This window comes from Nocardia sp. NPDC056000 (assembly GCF_042269265.1).
In the GTDB taxonomy this organism is placed as follows: domain Bacteria; phylum Actinomycetota; class Actinomycetes; order Mycobacteriales; family Mycobacteriaceae; genus Nocardia.
The window spans coordinates 913,205-932,314 of the sequence record NZ_JBHJXS010000001.1 but is presented as its reverse complement, the minus strand read 5'-3'; the positions used below and the strand labels follow the sequence as shown (position 1 = coordinate 932,314).

At 65.9% G+C, this 19,110-nt stretch carries 15 protein-coding genes; 8 read left to right on the top strand and 7 right to left on the bottom strand.

All coding sequences use genetic code 11. The features are described from left to right. Window positions 1-27: 27 nt before the first annotated feature. A complete protein-coding gene (locus tag ACFC4D_RS04235) occupies window positions 28-1,269 on the bottom strand; it encodes a class I SAM-dependent methyltransferase (RefSeq protein ID WP_376061740.1) in 1,242 nt (413 codons plus the stop codon). Window positions 1,270-1,279: 10 nt separating this feature from the next. Further along, window positions 1,280-2,104, bottom strand: a complete 825-nt coding sequence (locus ACFC4D_RS04230; protein WP_376061739.1) for an SDR family NAD(P)-dependent oxidoreductase — start codon at window positions 2,102-2,104, stop codon at window positions 1,280-1,282. 210 nt (window positions 2,105-2,314) lie between these two features. On the opposite strand from ACFC4D_RS04230, the gene ACFC4D_RS04225 reads away from it, so the two are divergent. Beyond that, window positions 2,315-3,895, top strand: a complete 1,581-nt coding sequence (locus tag ACFC4D_RS04225) for a succinic semialdehyde dehydrogenase (protein WP_376061737.1) — start codon at window positions 2,315-2,317, stop codon at window positions 3,893-3,895. Here ACFC4D_RS04225 and ACFC4D_RS04220 read toward each other — a convergent pair. Next, a complete protein-coding gene (locus ACFC4D_RS04220; RefSeq protein WP_364633077.1) occupies window positions 3,854-4,663 on the bottom strand; it encodes an AfsR/SARP family transcriptional regulator in 810 nt (269 codons plus the stop codon). The two genes, ACFC4D_RS04225 and ACFC4D_RS04220, sit on opposite strands and share 42 nt — an antisense overlap. A 245-nt stretch (window positions 4,664-4,908) precedes the next feature. Further along, entirely contained in the window at window positions 4,909-6,489 is a 1,581-nt protein-coding gene (locus ACFC4D_RS04215; RefSeq protein ID WP_364633079.1) for a long-chain-fatty-acid--CoA ligase, read from the bottom strand. A 301-nt stretch (window positions 6,490-6,790) separates the two neighbouring features. Here ACFC4D_RS04215 and ACFC4D_RS04210 point away from each other — a divergent pair, with 301 nt between their 5' ends. From ACFC4D_RS04210 to ACFC4D_RS04190, 5 genes are read left to right on the top strand one after another with little or no spacing between them, the layout of a single operon-like run. Then, the gene (locus ACFC4D_RS04210) at window positions 6,791-10,195 is read left to right on the top strand and encodes a beta-ketoacyl synthase N-terminal-like domain-containing protein (protein WP_376061736.1); all 3,405 of its coding nucleotides are present in this window, start codon (window positions 6,791-6,793) and stop codon (window positions 10,193-10,195) included. Further along, window positions 10,192-11,157 (top strand): AfsA-related hotdog domain-containing protein, encoded by a 966-nt coding sequence (locus ACFC4D_RS04205; protein WP_376061735.1) that lies wholly within the window; start codon window positions 10,192-10,194, stop codon window positions 11,155-11,157. The genes ACFC4D_RS04210 and ACFC4D_RS04205 overlap by 4 nt, the downstream gene beginning before the upstream one ends. 21 nt (window positions 11,158-11,178) lie before the next feature. Continuing rightward, window positions 11,179-12,495, top strand: a complete 1,317-nt coding sequence (locus ACFC4D_RS04200) for an FAD-dependent oxidoreductase (protein ID WP_375966692.1) — start codon at window positions 11,179-11,181, stop codon at window positions 12,493-12,495. 27 nt (window positions 12,496-12,522) lie between these two features. Further along, window positions 12,523-14,514, top strand: a complete 1,992-nt coding sequence (locus tag ACFC4D_RS04195) for an AMP-binding protein (RefSeq protein WP_376061734.1) — start codon at window positions 12,523-12,525, stop codon at window positions 14,512-14,514. Continuing rightward, entirely contained in the window at window positions 14,511-14,681 is a 171-nt protein-coding gene (locus ACFC4D_RS04190; protein ID WP_376061732.1) for a hypothetical protein, read from the top strand. Before ACFC4D_RS04195 ends, ACFC4D_RS04190 begins: the two co-directional genes overlap by 4 nt. A 6-nt stretch (window positions 14,682-14,687) precedes the next feature. Here ACFC4D_RS04190 and ACFC4D_RS04185 read toward each other — a convergent pair whose 3' ends face one another. Continuing rightward, a complete protein-coding gene (locus ACFC4D_RS04185) occupies window positions 14,688-16,049 on the bottom strand; it encodes an NAD(P)/FAD-dependent oxidoreductase (protein WP_376061731.1) in 1,362 nt (453 codons plus the stop codon). A 133-nt stretch (window positions 16,050-16,182) separates the two neighbouring features. Between ACFC4D_RS04185 and ACFC4D_RS04180 the strand changes: the two genes are divergently transcribed. Continuing rightward, complete coding sequence (locus ACFC4D_RS04180; RefSeq protein ID WP_376061730.1) at window positions 16,183-17,346, top strand: hypothetical protein; 1,164 nt, start codon at window positions 16,183-16,185, stop codon at window positions 17,344-17,346. Between the two features lie 12 nt (window positions 17,347-17,358). On the opposite strand, the gene ACFC4D_RS04175 is transcribed toward ACFC4D_RS04180, so the two are convergent. After that, window positions 17,359-17,847: a MarR family transcriptional regulator gene (locus ACFC4D_RS04175; protein ID WP_364633094.1), complete on the bottom strand. Its 489-nt coding sequence runs from the start codon at window positions 17,845-17,847 to the stop codon at window positions 17,359-17,361. A gap of 163 nt (window positions 17,848-18,010) precedes the next feature. Then, window positions 18,011-18,631 carry a hypothetical protein gene (locus ACFC4D_RS04170; RefSeq protein ID WP_364633096.1) on the bottom strand — a complete coding sequence of 207 codons (621 nt, stop codon included), beginning with the start codon at window positions 18,629-18,631 and terminating at the stop codon, window positions 18,011-18,013. Window positions 18,632-18,939: 308 nt separating this feature from the next. Between ACFC4D_RS04170 and ACFC4D_RS04165 the strand changes: the two genes are divergently transcribed. Then, window positions 18,940-19,092 carry a hypothetical protein gene (locus ACFC4D_RS04165; RefSeq protein WP_376061729.1) on the top strand — a complete coding sequence of 51 codons (153 nt, stop codon included), beginning with the start codon at window positions 18,940-18,942 and terminating at the stop codon, window positions 19,090-19,092. Window positions 19,093-19,110 lie beyond the last annotated feature (18 nt).

The following is a 19,110-nucleotide window of genomic DNA, read 5'->3' as shown; positions in this document are numbered from 1 at the left end:
ACAAATACGTGGGAGCCCCGCGTGAGATCACGGTCGGCGATGCGCGACCGTATGGGTGATGCCGATATTGTCGATATCGCAGCTGACCACGGAGGTGGCGGCGAACATCCGCCAGGCGCGGGCACGTTGTTCACCCACGATGGCGACCGCCTCCTCCCAGTTCTCCTCGATATTGCGCAGCCAGGCGATATGGCTTGCGGTGAAGTGGGTGCGGAGGTTCTCCACGGTCGCGATCTCGAACCCGGCCGACTCGAGGGTGGTGATGGCCGAATCACGAGTCGGGACATCGATTTCGGGAAAGATATAGGCGGTGATGAAGCCGGACCCGCGCTGGAAGAGGCGGCCTCTGGGCGACGCGGTGATCTCATGGCAGAAGATTCGCCCGCCGGGGCGGACCAGATCGTGCAGGGCCCGGGCGTGCTGGATTCGCCCTCGGGTATCCAGGTGGAAAGTCATCTCGATACTGGAGACCGCGTCGAACGGTCCGTCGGTGACATCCCGGAAATCGCACAGGCGGAACTCGGTCCGATCACTGACCCCCGCCTGCTCGGCCAGCTGCCGGGCATGGGCGACCTGATTGCGGGCGAGGGTCACCCCGACCACTTCCACGCCATAGTGTTTGGCGGCGTGCACACCCAATGCGCCCCAGCCGCAACCGATATCGAGCACCCGCATACCGGGTTGCAATTCGAGACGCTGGCAGATCCGGTCCAGTTTGGCGATCTGCGCTTCCTCGAGATCGATCGGCTGGGCGGGGTTCTTCCACACCGCGCAGGAGTACACCATGGTCGGCCCGAGCATCAGCCGGTAGAACTCATCGCTCAGATCGTAGTGATGCCGGACGGCCTCGGCGCCGCGTGAACTGGCGCGACGCACCTCGGATGCGGGCGGTGGCACCGGCAGGCCGAGCAGGCCGTTGCGCAGCAGCCATTGGGTGGTGTCGGCGGCGGCGAGTGCCCTGGCGGCCAGGGGCCGGATGCGACGCCCCAGGATATCGTCGAAGGTGGTGTCGGCCGCGAGCATGAACTCGCGCATGAAATCGACCAGACTGCCCTCGACCTCGAGATCGCCCGAGATGTACGCGCGCGCGACTCCGAGATCATTCGGCCGGAAGAGTATGCGCCGCAGCGCCTTCGGATCACGCACTACGACCACGGGGCCGTCATCTCCCGCGGTGCTGTCGTCCCACAGTCGAAGTCGCAGCCGCACTGGGCGGCCCGCGACCGCCTCGGCGGCGCGCAGGAGTCGCTGGGCTTTGTTGTTCGGCATGGTTGCGCTCCTAGCGGTATGCGGAATCGGCGAGTCCCGAACGCAGCCACGGCAGTACGAGGTGCCGCAGCGCGGGGAAGAGCAGTGGGCGTGGGATGGTGCGGCCGCCCCACGCCTGCATTCGTGCGGTGCGGCCCGGCGTCACGGTGCGCCGCCGCGCGAACAGCGCGGTCAGACCCGCACGCGCCACCTGGTCGGTGGAGATCGAGGTATAGGACTGCTCGCGTTCGGTGGAAACGCCGCCGACCTGATAGAACTCGGTGCGCACCGGGCCCGGCGATAACAGCGTGCAGGTCACGCCGGTGCCGTGCAGTTCGACATGCAGTGCCTCCGCGAAACTGTTCACGAATGACTTACTTGCGGCGTACGCGGCGGCCGTCGGCACCGGTTGCACACCGGAGATGGAGCCGGTGAACAGGATCGCGCCGTCCCGACGGGCCAGCATCGAGGGCAATACCGCTGTCGTAAGCTCCTGCACCGCAACGACATTGACGAGCAGCATGGCCCGCTGCGCCTGCGCGTCCGTCCGCGCCACCTCACCGCAGACCGCGAATCCGGCGTTATTGCACAGCACCGCCACATCTCGCGCGGCCAGATCCGCGCACAACTGTTCGCGATGCGCGGCATCGGCCAGGTCGCACGGGATGACCTCGACCTTCGTGCCGTACTCACCGCGTATCCGGCTCGCCAATGCCTCCAGCCGATCCACCCGGCGCGCCACCAGTACGGTGGCATAGCCGCGCTCGGCCAGTTGACAGGCCAGTGCCGCACCGATTCCCGACGACGCGCCGGTGATCACCGCCCAGTTGCCGCTATTCGGTTCACTTTTCACCATAAATGACTCCCGGCCGCTCGAGTACGTCAAAGGTACTGTGCCGTAATGGATGTCGGGCATCGCCCGGGAATCGTCCGGTAATCGGCGAAACTATCCACCGATTTGTTCCGGAATTTCCCGGCGATTACCGAGCGGTTTCCGAGTCATGGTGGCGCGCTGCGAATTTGGGATATTTTATCGGTTACACAGTTCGACGTCAGGAGTGCGGCAATGCCCGTTCCAGAATCTCATATCTTCGATCGACTTCGCGACCTTGCCGCGATCACCGAACCGGGCGCCCGGCCGACCCGGGAGATCACCGAGGTATTCACTGGCAGCCGGCTCGGCGACATCCCCGTGGGCACCGTCGCCGACGTGGACGCGGCCTTCGCGAAAGCTCGTGTGGCACAGCGTGAATGGGCCGCTCGGAGCCCACGGGAGCGGGCCGCGGTGTTCGAACGGTACCGCACGCTCATCTTCGACAACCGAGAATTCCTGATGGATCTGCTGCAGGCCGAGTCCGGTAAGGCCAGGGCCGTCGCCAATGCGGAGGTACTCGGGCTGGCATTGGCCACCCAGTTCTACGCCCGGGTCGCACCGCGATTACTGCGGCCGTATCGGGTACCCGGCCTATTCCCGATGCTCGTCAAAACCATTGTGCACCATAGGCCCAAAGGCGTGGTCGGGTTCATTTCGCCGTGGAATTACCCGATGCTGCTCTCGATCGGCGATGCGGTGCCCGCATTGCTGGCCGGCAATGCGGCGGTGCTGAAACCGGACGGTCGCACACCCTTCTCCCTCCTCGCGAACGCCGAATTGCTGTACCGCGCCGGGCTGCCCCGCGATCTGCTCGCGGTGGTGCCGGGGGAGGGACCGGTCGTCGGCACCCGAATCGCCGACAGCTGCGACTATCTGATGTTCACCGGTTCCACCGCCACCGGGCGCATCCTGGCGCAGCGCTGCGCCGGCCGTCTGATCGGCTTCTCGGCCGAACTCGGCGGCAAGAACCCGATGATCGTCACCGCCGGAGCGGATGTGGACACGGTCGCCGCGGCCGCGCTGCGGGCCTGTTTCGACAATGCCGGGCAGCTGTGCCTGTCGGTGGAGCGGATCTACGTCGAGCAGGCGATCGCCGAGCGGTTCACCGCTGCCTTCGTCGCCGCGACGCAGCAGATGAAACTCGGTGCCGCATACGACTTCTCGACCACCATGGGCAGTCTGATCTCCGCCGATCAACTCGAACGGGTCGCCAAGGCCATCGCGGACGCGAAATCCAAAGGCGCGACGGTGCTCGCCGGGGGCAATGCCCGTCCCGACCTCGGTCCACTGTTCTTCGAGCCGACCGTGCTCACCGGCGTCACCGACGAAATGGACTGTGCCCGAAGCGAAACCTTCGGTCCGCTGGTCGCTATCTACCCGGTCGATTCGGTCGACGAGGCCATCGCCCGGGCGAACGATTCCGAGTACGGCCTCAACAGCAGCGTCTGGGCGGGGTCGAAGCGGCAGGGTGAGGAGATTGCCCGGCAGCTCGGCACCGGTTCGGTGAACGTGGACGAGGGCTATGTGCCGTCCTTCGGCAGCATGGGCGCGCCGATGGGCGGTATGGGCGCATCCGGTATCGGCCGCCGCAATGGCGTCGAGGGACTGCTCAAGTACACCGAATCGCAAACGGTGGCGACCACCAGATATCAGAATCTGGATACGCCACCGTTCCTGTCCGATGAGCAGTGGCAGCGGATGATGATTCCGCTGGCCAAGCTGGTCAGCCTGCTACCGGGTCGCGATATGCCGCCACGGACCCGAAGGGTCTGAGCTGCAGACGAATTCGAGATCCGGATCCTGCGACAGTATCCGCTGATGCAGTCGCTGCAGATCCATCTGGGGTTCGATGCCGAGCCGGTCGACGAGTGCGCCGCGGGCGCGCTGGTATGCCTCCAGCGCGTCCACCTGCCGACCGGATCGGTACAGCGCGAGCATGTACTGCTTGCAGAATGTCTCCCGCATCGGCGCCGCCGCGGTCAACACCTTGAGTTCGGGCGTGATCTCGCGATGTCGTCCACTGGCGAGTTCGGCCTCGAAACAGGATTCGTAGGCATTGAGCCGCTCGTCATCGATGGCGGTCAGCTCACTCCAGCGGATCCCGCTCTCGGCCAGATCCGCCATGGCCTGCCCGCGCCACAGCCCGATCGCCTGCCGGTACAGCACGCGCGCGAATTCTGCTGAGCCGGAATGCAGTTCGGCATCGCCGCGCTGTACCAGCTGCCGGAACAGGCAGAGGTCTACGGTATCGGGATCGACCCGCAGCAGGTAGCCCGGCTCCTGGGTCAGCAGGAGGGTGCCGTCGGCGTGATCGCGCGGGGTGAGCGCCTTGCGGATCGCGGAGACCGCGTTCTGCACGATCTTGCGGGAGGTCGCCGGCGGATCGTAGTTCCACAGCGCATCACGCAGTTGGCTGGCCGGTACGACTTGATTGTTGTGCAGCAGCAGGTATCCCAGCACCGCGCGCGGGGTGACGCCACCCAGCCGGATTTGCCTGCCACTGTCCAGGACGTCCAATTCACCAAGAATGCGAAATTCCACAACCGTCGCCTCTCGCCTTGCGCCACGACTGAAATTTCAAGCGAAATCACGCCTGGCTGAAACCGGGTCGGAGCCACGTCCTTGTAACCCAAGCAGGATCTTATTCTGTCACGCAAGATATTTCGCATCGCATGATCCGCGATGCGTGATCATTGTTAGATCTTCCAATATCGGGGCCGCGCGCCTTGGGAGAACGAACAGTCGTCCTCGCCCCGGCGCGCGGCCCATGAAATTATTTACACGTATCAATTAATGGCGCGCTCCCGGCCTTCCCAGAACTTCTCCCGGAGCTGCCGGTGCAGAATTTTTCCGGTCGCGTTCCGCGGAATATAATCGATGAATTCGAAATTCCGCGGGAGTTTGAACTGCGCGATCTTCCCGCGCAGGAATTGGGCCAGTTCGCGGCCGGTGATCTGCTGTCCGGCGTGCACGGCGACGAAGGCGTGCACCACCTCGCCCCAGCGATCGTCCGGGACACCGATCACGGCGGCCTCGCGCACCGCGGGGTGATCGTTGATGACGTTCTCGACCTCGGCCGGATAGACGTTCTCACCGCCGACGATGATCATGTCCTTGATCCGATCGCACAGGTACAGATAGCCCTCGGGGTCGAGCCACCCCGCATCGCCGGTGCGCAGCCAGCCGTCGACGATCGTGCGCGCGGTGGTGTCCGGCTGATTCCAATAGCCGATCATGGTGGCCCGGCTGCGAATCAGCACCTCGCCGATCTCGCCCTGGGGTGCGGGTTCGCCCGCGCTGTCGACCACCGATATCTCGAATCCCGGGCACGGATACCCGGCCGAGCGCAGCCGCGGATTGCCGACCACATGTTCCGAGGGCGGCAGAAAGCTTATGACGGAACCGGTTTCGGTCATGCCGTAGAACTGCACGAAACCGCAGTCGAAGCGTTCCATGCACGCCGCGAGCAGGGTCTCGGGGATGGGGGATCCGCCGTAGGCCGCCAGCCGCAGATGTTCGAACGCGTCCTTGGTCGCCGCGGGTTCGGCCAGCACCAGCGCGAACATCACCGGCACCCCGACGAACGCGGTGACATGCCTGGTGAGGATGAGCTCCATGGCCAGGCCCGGGGCGAACTCGGGCATGAGAATGCTCGGGACGCCGGCGAACAGGCCCTGTACCACCCAGGCCAGACCGGCGATATGGAAGCTCGGGATGGCCACCAGCAGGCAGTCGTTCTCGCGTACGTCGAACCAATCCACCTCGGGCGAGACCAGTGCGGCGCGCGCGGCGTAGATGCTGCGCTGGCCGATCACCACGCCCTTGGACAATCCGGTCGTGCCGCTGGTGTACATCTGGATGAACGGATCATCCGGTCCGACCTCGGCCTCGGGTCCGGAATCGTCGTGCCCGGCAAGCCATTCGGTGAAGCCGCCCGGACCGTCGATGCGCACCACCGGGGTCTGCGTGCCGGCATCGGACTGCGCCTTGGCCACCACCTCGGCGGCCGCGTCGTCGACGAACAGCAGCTTGGCGCCGGAATCGCGCAGGATGTGCGCGATCTCGGTCGCGGTCAGCACCCGGTTGACCGGGATGAGCACGGTGCCGCTCTTGGCCGCGGCGATCAGCAGTTCGTAGAGGTGTTCGGAGTCCTTGCCCACGTAGGCCATTCGATCGCCCTTGCGCAGACCCATCGCCCGCAGCGCGTTCGACGCGCGGCCCGAACTCCGGTCCAGTGCGGCGAAGTCGATCGATCGATCGCCGCACACGATGGCGATATCATTCGGCCGCGTTCGCGCTCGCTCGCGAATGATATCGGCAAAGTTGCCCGGGATCTCGATCGATTCGATTTCTTTCTGCGAAACCATCACAACCTCGAAACTGTCGTCACGATGAATCGAGCCCCGATATCTTTAAAGGCAGTCGGGCGCCTCAATTCTGGATCGCGATTGATTTTAGCCGGGCTCCGGTAATTGACCGGTAATCGTCCGGGAGCCCGTTCCGAGGGGTATTGGCGAATGTTTTCGGCTATGTCCAGGCAATTACCGGACAATGGGCTGTCGCCGCATCAGCCACCCTAAGGTAGGCAATGTGATGGCAACAAGCCGGTCGGTCGATAACGCACGGTAGCGCAGCATGACCGGTTTCGAAGGATACGAGGTTTGCCGAATGTCGCAGGATGATCTTAACGGTGCGCCGGGGTCCGCCGGCTCACGGGATTCGGTGGGAGGCGCGCTCGGTGAGCTGCGCCGCCGCTACCTGGACGAGCAGGATCGGCTGCTCACGGACATGATTCGGCGTCAGGTGGATCGGGTGCTCGGCGACTTCGCGCCGGAAAACATCGATCCCGCAACGCGTTTCGAGGACCTGGGGCTGGACTCCCGCACGGCGGTGGAACTGCGGGACCGGGTCGCGGCCGAGACCGGCACCGCACTGCCCGCCGCGGTGATCTTCGACCACCCGACGGTCGGCCAATTGGCCGAACATCTGCGTGGGTGGCTCGAAACAGGCACGGCGGCAGAGTCTTCCGAGCAACCATCGACGGCCGTCGGTGTGGACGATGATCCGATCGTGATCGTGGGCATGGCGTGCCGGTTCCCGGGCGGTATCGCCGCACCGGAGGACCTGTGGCGGGTGGTATCCACGAAAAGCGATGTGATCGAAGACTTTCCGGCCGATCGCGGTTGGCCCGTCGATGCGATATACGATCCCGAACCCGGTATTCCCGGAAAGTCATACGTCCGAGAAGGCGGATTCCTCGACGGCGCAGGCGAATTCGATGCCGGATTCTTCGGGATATCGGCGCGTGAAGCGCTGGCGATGGATCCGCAGCAGCGGCTGGTGCTCGAACTCGCCTGGGAGGCCTTCGAAGGGGCGCGGATCAACCCGCAGTCGTTGCGGGGCAGCGGTACCGGGGTGTTCCTGGGGATCAACGATATGGGCTACCGGTCCCTGCTGAGCGCCGGGCCGGAGCTGGCCGGGGCGGAAAGCTATCTGCTGACCGGCAATATGCCCGCGGTGGCCTCGGGCCGGATCGCGTATTTCCTCGGCCTGCAGGGTCCGGCGGTCTCGATCGACACCGCGTGCTCGTCCTCACTGGTCGCCCTGCACCAGGCCGCGCGCTCGCTGCGATCCGGGGAATGCGCGCTGGCGCTGGCGGGCGGGGTGACGGTGACCATGTCGCCGCTGGGCTATGTGTTCTTCTCGGCCCAGCGCGGCCTGGCGCGCGATGCCCGCTGCAAGTCCTATGCCGCGGCCGCCGATGGCACCTCCTGGTCCGAGGGGGCCGGACTCGTTGTGCTGGAGCGGCTTTCCGATGCCCGGCGGAACGGCCATCCGATCGCGGCGGTGCTCCGGGGCAGCGCGATCAATCAGGACGGCACATCGAACGGCCTGACCGCGCCGAACGGCCTCGCCCAGCAACGGGTTATCCGCCAGGCGCTGGCCGATGCGGGGTTGACGGCCGCCGAGGTGGACGTGGTGGAGGGGCACGGCACCGGTACGGTGCTCGGTGATCCCATCGAGGCGCAGGCGCTGCTGGCCACCTATGGGCGGCGGCCATCCGAACAGCCGCTGTTGCTCGGATCGATCAAATCGAATATCGGGCATACACAATCGGCCGCGGGTATGGCCGGGTTGATCAAGATGCTGCTGGCGATGCGGTACGGGACGGTGCCGCCGACCCTGCACGTCGATCAGCCGTCACCGCATGTGGACTGGTCGGCCGGGCATATTCGGCTGGCCACCGAGACACAGCCGTGGCCCGAGCACGGCCGGCCGCGGCGGGCGGGCATCTCCTCGTTCGGCATCAGCGGCACCAATGCGCATGTGATCGTGGAATACGATCCCGATCTGGCCGAATCGGTTGCGGCGCAGCCGAATCGAGCCGATGAGCTGTCGGTGTGTGTGCTCTCCGGGAAGACCGGCCAGGCCCTGCGCGGTCAGGCGCGCCGATTGCTCGCCGCCTGCGACGCCGATCCGGGCGTCGATATCGCCGATATCGGGCTGTCCTCGGCGACCACCCGCGCGGTGTTCGATCATCGGGCGGCCCTGGTGGCGGGCAGCCGGGCCGAACTGATCGATGGGCTCACGGTACTGGCCGAGGGTGCGTTCGCACCCACGGTGATCACCGGCCGCGCGGCAGCGGCGGGCAAGACCGCGATCCTGCTGCCCGGCCAGGGCAGCCAGGTACTCGGCATGGGATATGAGCTGTACCAAGCGTTTCCGAAGTTCGCCGCGGAATTCGACGACCTGTGCGCCGCATTCGATCCGCATCTGGACCACCCGCTGCGCGAGGTGATTTTCGGGACCGCGGGGACGCCTCCCGAGCTATTGGACCGCACCGAATACACCCAGCCCGCACTGTTCACCATCGAGGTCGCCCTGCTGCGACTCCTGCAATCCTGGGGAGTGGCACCGGATTTCGTGCTCGGGCACTCGATCGGCGAGCTGGCGGCCGCGCACTTCGGCGGTGTTTTCGACCGCGCCGACGCCGCGGCGGTGGTCGCGGCGCGTGGCAGGCTCATGCAGCGGCTGCCGCCGGGCGTGATGATGTCGGTGCGCGCGTCCTACGCCGAGGTCTCGGAATCCATCGCGGGGCAGGAAGCCGCCGTATCCATCGCGGCGAGCAACGGTCCGAACGCCACCGTGATCGCGGGCGATGCGGATGCGGTGACCGCCCTGGCCAAACACTGGCGCGAACGCGGGCGGCGCACCAAACGACTCCAGGTCGAACGCGCCTTCCACTCCCCGCATCTGGACGACATCCTCGATGAATACCGCGCGGTGGTGGCCGCGGTGTACCCGCGCCCGTCGTCGATTCCACTGGTATCCAATGTGACCGGGCGAATCGCGACGGCCGAACAGCTGTGCTCGCCCGACTACTGGGTGAGCCAGGCCCGGCAGGCCGTGCGCTTCCACGACGGCATCGAATTCCTCGCCGGTGCCGGAGTGTCGACGTTCCTGGAGGTCGGTCCGGGCGAGGTATTGGCCGGAATGGCCCAGGAATGCCTGCCCGAGGGCGGGCGCATCACGATCGCCACCCTGCGCAAGGGCCAGCCGGAAGCCCGAAGTCTGTTGCGGGCCACCGCCGCCGCCTGGGCCGCGGGTACTTCGCTCGACTGGGCGGCCGTGTACGCGGGCCGCGAGGCCGTGACAATCGACTTGCCCACCTACGCGTTTCAGCATCGCCACTACTGGATCGGAGCCGAGGTGACCGCCGCCGGGTACATCGAACAGCGAGCCGACGCCGAAGCCGGACCAGATCCGGCACAGGAGTTCCGGGACGCCCTGGCCGCACTGCCCGAATCCGAACAGCTCGACTACGCCATGACCGTGGTGCGGGCGCAGATCCGGGAGATCCTGATCGATCAGGACACCGACTTCGACGCCGACCGCATCCTGTTCGAAGTCGGACTGACCTCGCTCTCGCTGCTGGAACTGCGCAGCAGGCTCAATCATGTTGCCGGAACCTCCATCTCGCTGGGCAGTCTGATCGACCAGGCGACCATCCGCGGTGCGGCCCGGCTGATCACCGGTATCGCCGCCCCCGCATTGCAGGAGGTCGCGCGATGACCCCGACCACCGAGACCGGCCTGAGTTTCGAGCGCACGGTGCCGTGCGCCCTGGCCCACCGGCGGGCACTCGGTGAGGTATTCGTCGCCGATACGGCCCCGGCCGATATCGACGGATTCCTCGCCGCCATCCAGATTCCGCGCGCGCACTCGCTGTATTTCGACCGGCTGGTGGACTATCACGATCCGCTGTCCACGGTGGAGGCCATCCGGCAGGCGATGATCGTGGTGGGGCACAGATATCTGAACGTCCCGTCCGGAACCCCCGCCAGCCTGCAGCAATTGGAGTTCGAGGTCGAGGACCTGAGCGCCTATCGCGATGAGGCGAATGTGCCGCTGGAGGGCATCGTCCGGGCGAGTGCGGGACTGGCGGGCACCTTCGGCGATTCGGCGGGCACCTTCTTCGAGGCCCAGCTCACCATCGGCGGTGTGCGGGCGCTTACGTTGCGGGGCGGCGGGATTCAGTTTCCGGCCGACACCTACCGGGAGATTCGCGAGCTACAGCAGGCCGGTCGGCCGATGAACGGAGAATCCGGCAGCGTCACAGTCGAACCCGTCGCACCGGCGTCGGTGGGCAGGCGCGACCCGCGCAATGTCGTTGTCGGACAACCGATACCGGGCGAGCAGTCGCGAATACCGCTGATCGTCGATCAACGGCACCCCTCCTTTTTCGACCATCCCTACGACCACGTACCCGGCCCGCTGCTGATCGAAGGCTGCCGTCAGGCGGCCATCGTGGCGGCGGTGGCGGCGGGCGCACTGGATTCCCCGATCGCCGCCGTCACCGGCTGCGCCACCACCTTCACCGGATTCGCCGAACTCGGTGGGCTCATCGATTTCACCGCCGCGGCGGGCAGCGATCCCGATACCGGGGGAGCCGCGGTCGAACTCGAGCTGCATCAGTTCGGCGCGCGAATCGCCCGGTGCCGTATCGAACTCGCGCCGTACCCGGCCACCGCCTGATCACACAGAGGAGTCACCACAATGGAAAGTTCGGCACACAGCAGCGGTAAGCGATTCGCGGTGGTCGGTGGCGGCGTAGCCGGTATCGCCGCGGCCTACCAACTGCACCTGGCCGGTCATCACGTCGAGCTGCTGGAACGAAACCCCGTGCTGGGTGGTCGTTTCGGCGTGGATCATCTGGGCGATCGCCCGGTCATGATGGGCGGCAAGAACATCAGCCGCACCTATACCGAGTTGCGCGGGTTCCTGGCGGCCATGCGCGCGGACAAGTTCGAGTATTTCGGCGTCAACACCTCCCGCCTGATCAACGGCGAACTCGTCACCTTCGACAGCAAGAACAGCCGGTTCGACCTGATCCGCAAATTCACCAAACTCGGTGCGCCGCTGGACCTGCTGAAGCTGGCGTTCCTGATGTTCACGATCAAGCGGGATGAGAGCAACCGGTTCCTGGGCGGGGAGACCTTCTCCCGCGTGGGCGCGCGCCGCGATCACAAGCCGCTCACCGCGTATTTCGGCGCCTCGCTGGTGAACAATATGTTCCGGCCGTTGACGGTGCGGCTCAACGGCGCCGAACCCGATGAGATGTACCTGGGCAACTTCAATGTGAACCTGAGCCTGGCCAGCACCTTCGACCAGCTGACCGACGGTATCCAGCCCGCGCTCACCGAGTTCGCGAAATTGGTTACGGTGCGGCCGAATTCGACGGTCGAATCGTTGGTCATCGAGGACGGCCGGGTGACCGGGGTCCAGCTCGCGGGCAATGGCAAAGCGCCGGAAGTGCTTCCGTACGACGGGGTCGTGCTCGCCGCGCCCGCCTACGCCGCCGCCGATATCGTGAAATCCAACCTGCCGGATCTGAGCGAACTGCTGGCCGAGGTCAGATACTTCCCCGCCGCGGTCGCGGTCGTCGAATACGATCGTCCCGTTTTCGATCAGGTGGTGCGCGCCATCGCCCTCGACGGCGGCCGGTGCAGCAATGCGGGCGTCTACGGCGTCAACGATCTCAATATCGTGCGGTACACCTTCAGCGGGCGGGCGGCGCGGCCCATGCCGACCGAGGAGGGGCTCGCATCCTGGCTCGACGAGGCCGAGGAACTCATCAAGGGTCTGCTGAAGATCGAGGGCTCGCTGAACCGGGTGCACGCGGTGACGCATATCTGGGATGCCGCGTACTGCGCGTATCTGCCGTTCTACGGCGGTTTCCTGTCGAAGGTCCGCACCGAGGTGAGCCGGGTGCACGGTCTCGAACTCGCCGGTGACTACGTCAAGGGAGCGCCGCTGGAGGCGTGCTTCCGTTCCGGCCAGGAAGCCGCGAAGAGCCTGTCGCGCCACGGGTGATCCGGCGCCGAATCGAAGTGAGAGACCATGATTTCCTACATCGACCTGGTGCGCTCGGGCGCGCGGGTCCATGGCGACGAGACGCTGTACACGTATCTGATCGACGGTGAATCCCACGAATCGCGTTTGAGCTGGGCACAATTGGATCTGCGCGCCCGGGCGATCGCGGCGGAATTGCAGGCTCGCGGGCTCGCGGGTAGTCGGGTGCTGCTGGTCTATCCCGCCGGAATCGATTACGCGGTGGCGTTTTTCGCCTGCCTGTACGCGGGTGTGCTGGCGGTGCCCGCCTATCCGCCCGAACTCAATCGTTCGGTATCGCAGCTGCGTGCCATCATCGAGGATGCGGGCATCGCGGTCGCGCTCACCGATGCGAGCGTGCACGCCCGCCTCGACACCTTCGTCACCGTCGAATCCGCGCTCGCACCGCTGACGTGGATCGTCACCGAGGATGTGCCGGACGAGCGGGCGGCGGCGTGGCTGCCGCCCGAATTGACCACGGACAGTGTGGCTTTCCTGCAATACACCTCGGGCTCGACGTCCGCGCCCAAGGGCGTCATGGTCACGCACGGCAATCTGCTGCACTGCGGTTCGGTGTTCGCCCGGCTCGTCGAACCGGGCGCGCCGATCCTGAGCTGGCTGCCGCAGTATCACGACCTCGGGCTGTTCTTCGGTCTGCTGCAACCGGTGTACGGCCGCAATCCGATCATCATGATGTCGCCGCTGGATTTCCTGCGCAGGCCCGCGCGCTGGGTCGAGGCGATATCGCGGTACCGGGTGCAGGCCACCGCGGGACCGAATTTCGCCTACGACCTGTGTGCCCGCCGCACCACGCGGCAGGAGGTCGAACAGCTCGACCTGAGCTGCTGGCAGGTGGCGATCAATGCCGCCGAACCGGTGCGCGCGGCCACGCTGGATCGCTTCGACAAGGTCTTCGCATCGGCGGGCTTCCGCAGTTCGGCCCATCTGAACCTGTACGGCCTCGCCGAAGGGCTGGTGCTGACCACCGGCGCGGTGAGTGATCCACCGCAGATCGAACGGTTCGACGCGCGATCGCTCGGCGGCGGGCTGGCCGTGCCGTCCCGGGAGCAGGGCAATGGACTGGCGCTGGTGAGCGCGGGCAGGCCCGTCGAGGGGCAGCATGTCATCGTCGTGGACGAGGGGTCCGGGGCCGAATGCGATACCGGGCGGGTGGGTGAGATCTGGGTCGCGGGCGGCAGTGTCGGCCTCGGTTATTGGGATCGGCCGGTGGACAGCGTGGAGACCTTCGGGGCCACCCTTTCCGATGGCAGCGGACCGTTCCTGCGCACCGGTGACCTCGGATTCGGCTATGACGGACAGCTTTTCGTTACCGGCCGGAGCAAGGACGTCATCATCATTCGCGGCCAGAACACCTATCCGCAGGATCTCGAGCGCAGCGCCGAGGAAAGTCATCCGGCGCTGCGTCCGGGCTGCGTCGCGGCCGTCGATATCGGCACCCGCGCCGAGAACGAGGGCGATCACCTCGTCATCGTGCAGGAGGTACGCCCCGACTGGACCGGTGATCTCGCCGCCGCGGTCGCCGCCATCCGGCGCGCCATCGCCACCGAGCACGCGCTGCCGCTCTACGCCATCGTGCTGATTCGCCCCGGCCTGATACCGAAGACGTCGAGCGGCAAGATTCGCCGCAATGAGACTCGAAAAATGTTGCTGTCGAACGAATTCGACGTCGTACATGAATGGTGGCTGGCGGACCCGGCCACGGACGGCCTGAACCACGCCGATATCGAAGCCTGGCTCAAGGCGCGACTGTCCACCCGATTCGACCTGAACCCCGATGAGGTCGACATCCGCGCACCCTTCGCGGAATTCGGCCTGAACTCCGCCGAAGCCGTCGAGATCGCCACCGATCTCGCCGACTGGCTGCGCTTCCCGATCGCCACCGTCGTCATGTGGGATCACCCCACCATCGAAGGCGTCGCCCGCCACGTGTCCACCGCGATGCGGCGATTCACCCGGATATCGGCGGAGGGCATGCAATGATCCGCCGCCGCTGGACGGCCCGCCTGCTGCGCCTGCTGCCGTATTTCGCGTCCCTGGGCGGAACGGCGCTGACGGAACCGTTGCCGCACAACAAATCTCAGACCCGGGTCGCGCTGTCCGACAGTCTGGAGGTCGATGCGGCCGGGGTCTGGCCGCGACAGCGCTGAGCGCGGTCAGTCGATATCGCTGATCGCCTTCAGCACCACCGGCACCTCGGCGGCGGGCAGATAGCAGCTGGTCTGTTCGAAGCCGCCGATGGTGTGGGCGGCGTAGTCGCCGTAGCCGATGCGGAGGAAATCGTCACCGCTGAGGCCGTGCACGGTCCAGTCGAAGGCGACCCGGGCGCGGGCGACGACCGTGCGCAGCGCCATCAGGTGATAGCCGCGGGCGGCGAATTGTGCCGGGATACCGCGTAATCCGATCTTGAGCGGACGGGCCACGGCGTCCCGGCCGCCCAGGTCGACCACCATGCCGAGATCGGGATGCCGGTACGGTTCGACGGTGCCGCCGCGCAGGGTCGCGAGCAGGTTCTTCGCGAGGTGCCGGCCCTGGCGGATCGCGTGCTGCGCGGTGGGTGCGCAGGATTTGCGGTCGTCTTCGGTCAGATTGGGGACCGCGGCCGCGTCACCGCACGCCCACACGCCATTGAGCCCCGGCACGGTGAGATCGGGTGCGGCGACGATCCGGCCCTTCTCGGTGGCCGCCCCGAGATGTCCGGCCAGCGGACTGGGCGCGACACCCGCGGTCCACACCAGGGTGCGGGTGGGAATGTGACGGCCATTGGTGAGGGTGACGCCGTTCGCGGTGACCTGCTGCGCGGACGCACCGGAGATCAATTCGATTCCGCGTTCGGCGAGAATGCGTTTGGTCTCCCGGCCGAGTCGTTCGCCGAGTTCGGGCATGATGCGATCACCGTGGGTGACCAGATGCCAGCGCACCATATCCGGGTTCAGCCGCGGGAAATAGCGGCGTGCCGCGGCCTGGGTGACCTTGTTGAGCACGGCGGTGGTCTCGGTGCCCGCGTAGCCCGCGCCGATGGTGACGAAGTTGAGCCGCTCCCGGTCCTCATCCTCCTCACCACGCACCGCGGCGATATCCAGTTGCCGCAGTACGTGATCGCGCAGGTGCATGGCCTCGGCGAGGGTTTTCATGCCGAACCCGTGCTGATCAAGTCCCGGGACGTCGAGCACCCGGGTGATGCTGCCGGGCACCAGGACGAGATGGTCGTAGCCGAGCGCGAATTCCCCGCCCGTGGGCCGCTGTACGATGACCTGCCGGGTCGCGGGCTCCACGCCGATGGCGGTGCCCGGCACAACCTCGGTGCGGCGCAACACCCTTCGCAGCGAGACCGATACCGACCGCGGATTGAGCACACCCGAGGCGACCTGCGGCAGCAGCGGAAGATAGAGCAACCCGGCCACGGGCGTGATGAGCTGGATAAACGCTTCCTCGGGCCCCAGATGGCGTTCGAGGTACCGGGCGCATTCCACACCAGCGAAACCACCGCCGATGATCACGATCTTCGATGGCTCCACCGGTTCACGATAACAACGTATTGCGCCCCCGTCTGCCCGGAACGCGGATGGGAAAAATTGGACTTTCGACCAATCCTCGTGCCGGAGCATGACGAACCGCTGAAGAAGTGCTTTTCGAACAGAGGTTGATCGGATGCGGGTTTTCGGCGGGATTTCAGCGGAGCGGTCGGTGGTGCGCGGGGTGCTGCTGTCGGATTCGGCAGGCAGGCAGCGGGATTCACCCGCGCTGGAGCGTCCGGTACTGGGGGAATCGGCGGAGGCCGTCACCCTCGAGGTGCTGGAAGCGCTGGTACGGGACGAACCGGACATCGACGATGTGGCGGTCGTCTATCGGACGGCCACCGAGCGGCGCGCCACCGTCTCGGCGCTCGCGGGCGGGAAATGGCAACGGGCCTCCCACGTCTCGATCAAGGCCGCACTGCTGGCGCTGGCGCGCGAGACAGCCGGGGCCGGAAACCTGATGGTGCTCGAACTACTGGACCATCACAGCGCGTTCGTGCTGGTGGGCCCCGGGCGCTCGCGAATTCTGGCCGCGGACTCGTGGCCCATCGGCGTCGTCGACGCGCACGGTACGCAGGAGGCGATCGACCGCATTCGCCCGATCTCCGATGCCAGCGGGCTACGGCCCGACGCCATCCTGATCTGCGGTTCGGTGGCCGCCGACGCGGCCGTGGCCGATGCGGTGCGGCTCGGGTTCGCGACGCCGGTGACCCTCGCCCCCGATGTCGCGAACGCGGTGGCCCGCGGCGCCGCGCTGGTCGCCGCGGAGCAGTCGCGGGAACTGGATGCCGATGTCCCCGAAGGGAATCGACGGGCGGGCCGGATCCTGCTCGGGGCCGCCGCGGTCGCGGCCACCCTCGCCGCCGCCGGTGTCGCGTTCGTACAGATTCGTGAGCATTCCACGCCGGTGGCCCAGGTGCATATGACGCCCGCCGGCTCCGGAACCGCCCTGCCGACCACGACGGAAACGCCTGTCCCGGAACCGATCACCTCGATCCCGTCGCCGGATGCGGATACCACCACCGATATCCCCGCGCCGATCGCCACCGCACCTCCGAAACACACCCGCCCGGTGCGCACCACCACCGACCCCGCCCCGACCACCACCGTCGATCCGACCACCTCGGATATTCCGCCGGTCACGACCACCGCGCCCGGTACGGTCGGTGCGCCGGATGCGAACTGGCTCTTCCCCGGCGAATCCCCGCCGCCGCCCGCGGGTTCGGATCCCGCACTGGTGCAAGCCTGGTGGGATAACCATCTGATGCTGAAAGACCGCTGGCTGCACGGGAATTGACGCGCCGCGAATTCAGTTGCGCGGATACGGGTCGATATCGCGCAACCGCTGACGATGGATGCGCTGTAGCTCGCCCGCTCGATTGAGGAAGGTCGCGATCATTTCCAATTCGGCGGGGTCGTACCAGTTGAGCATCATCTTGTAGCCCTCGTCGACCAGCGATGAGATGAGTTCGTGCACGCGGCGGGCGGCCAGATCCGTGGCCACCACGATGACGCGGCGGCGGTCGGTGGGGTGCAGGGAGCGGGCTATATAGCCCTGCTTCTCCAGACGGTTGAGCATTATGGTGGCGCCCGCGGCGGTCAGGCCCAGGCGTTCGGCGAGCATGCCGGGCGTGGTGGATTTGCCATCACCGAGCAGGACGATTTCCAGTGCGCGCCGGTCTGTTTCGTTCACGCCCAGCAATCTGATCAGTTCGCGGGACAGGTCTTCGAGTGTTCCGTGATAGAACTCGAGAGCTCGTCTGAGCTCTACGGCGATCCGATCTGGTTCGGTTGACATCGGACGCACGGGCTCCCAACCTCGAACACTTGAAACATGAAACCTCTCAACGGAACTCACCGGCCACGCCTGCGACGCGATGGCCGATACGATAGTCTGCACCAATGCCGGGACTGGGCTGGCTTCAACAGCCCAGTCCCGGCATATTTTCACCCGGAACGGATCAGCTGACGGCGGTGCTGGTCAGCGTCGGCGACGGGTTCGGGTAGCACGCGGTCGCGACATTGCCGACGAAGGCCACCTTGGTCGTCATCGTCATACCCGGGTTGGCATAACTGGTTCCCGCGTACTTGCTGGTGATCGGCGTTCCGGGGGTGCCCGCCGTGACATTGATGGTCACCGCCGGCGGGGTGAAGCTGGTGCCGCCCGCGATCGGACCCGGCACGGTGAGCACGACATTCCCGCCTGAGGTGCTGACCGTGCCCGCCACGGTGCCGCCCGATGCGGTGGCCGAGACCAGCGTGGAATTCGCCGGGGTCGGGAAGGTCATCTTGAGGTTGCTGATATTCGTCACGCTGAATCCGGAGGCCGAACTGGGCACCGAGGAGACACCGGGCGTGAGGGTGATGGCCACCGCAGACCCTGAGGCCGCCGTGGCGGGTGCGGTGCCATCGACCGAGGTGCTCATGCTCGAGGTCTGGCCGATACCGAAGATCGTGCCCTGACAACTCCAGTTCAGGCTGACCGACGCCGCATTCGCGGGAGCCGCCAAACAGAAGACGGTGGCAAGGGCCATCGGAGTTACGACACCGGCACGAAGCAGCGCGGATGCGATTGATCTCATGACTATCTCCAAATACGCGAAGCATCGGTGTGACCGGGAATCCGAGTCGCACCGTAAGGGATCTAAAATGTAACCTGTTCTCATCTGGGGGCGGCCGAAATCGGAAATAACGGTTTGGTATCGATGGACCTCTCGAGGGCGGATCGGTATGTACTTATCCGCTATTAAATATTCACTCTGGAAAGTTAATTTCACAAAGTCTTCGGCATGGATTCTTCTGATCCACTCGGTTGGCGCTCACATATGACCAGTTCAGAAGCGGTTTTTGTCGAGCTCTTCCGGATGGGTCGGCCGTGTCTCGTATGGTCATGAATCGGCTGCCGCCGCTCGCCTCTAATGGCGGCATCGCATCCGCCGGAGATATCGGCAACGTCACGCCGCTGCAAATGCAATTTCGTTTCAGGTTCGATACGCGCCCCTGCCGGATTTCCATCCAATTCGACGGCCTGCTTCGAATATAACGGCTCGAATGTGGTGCG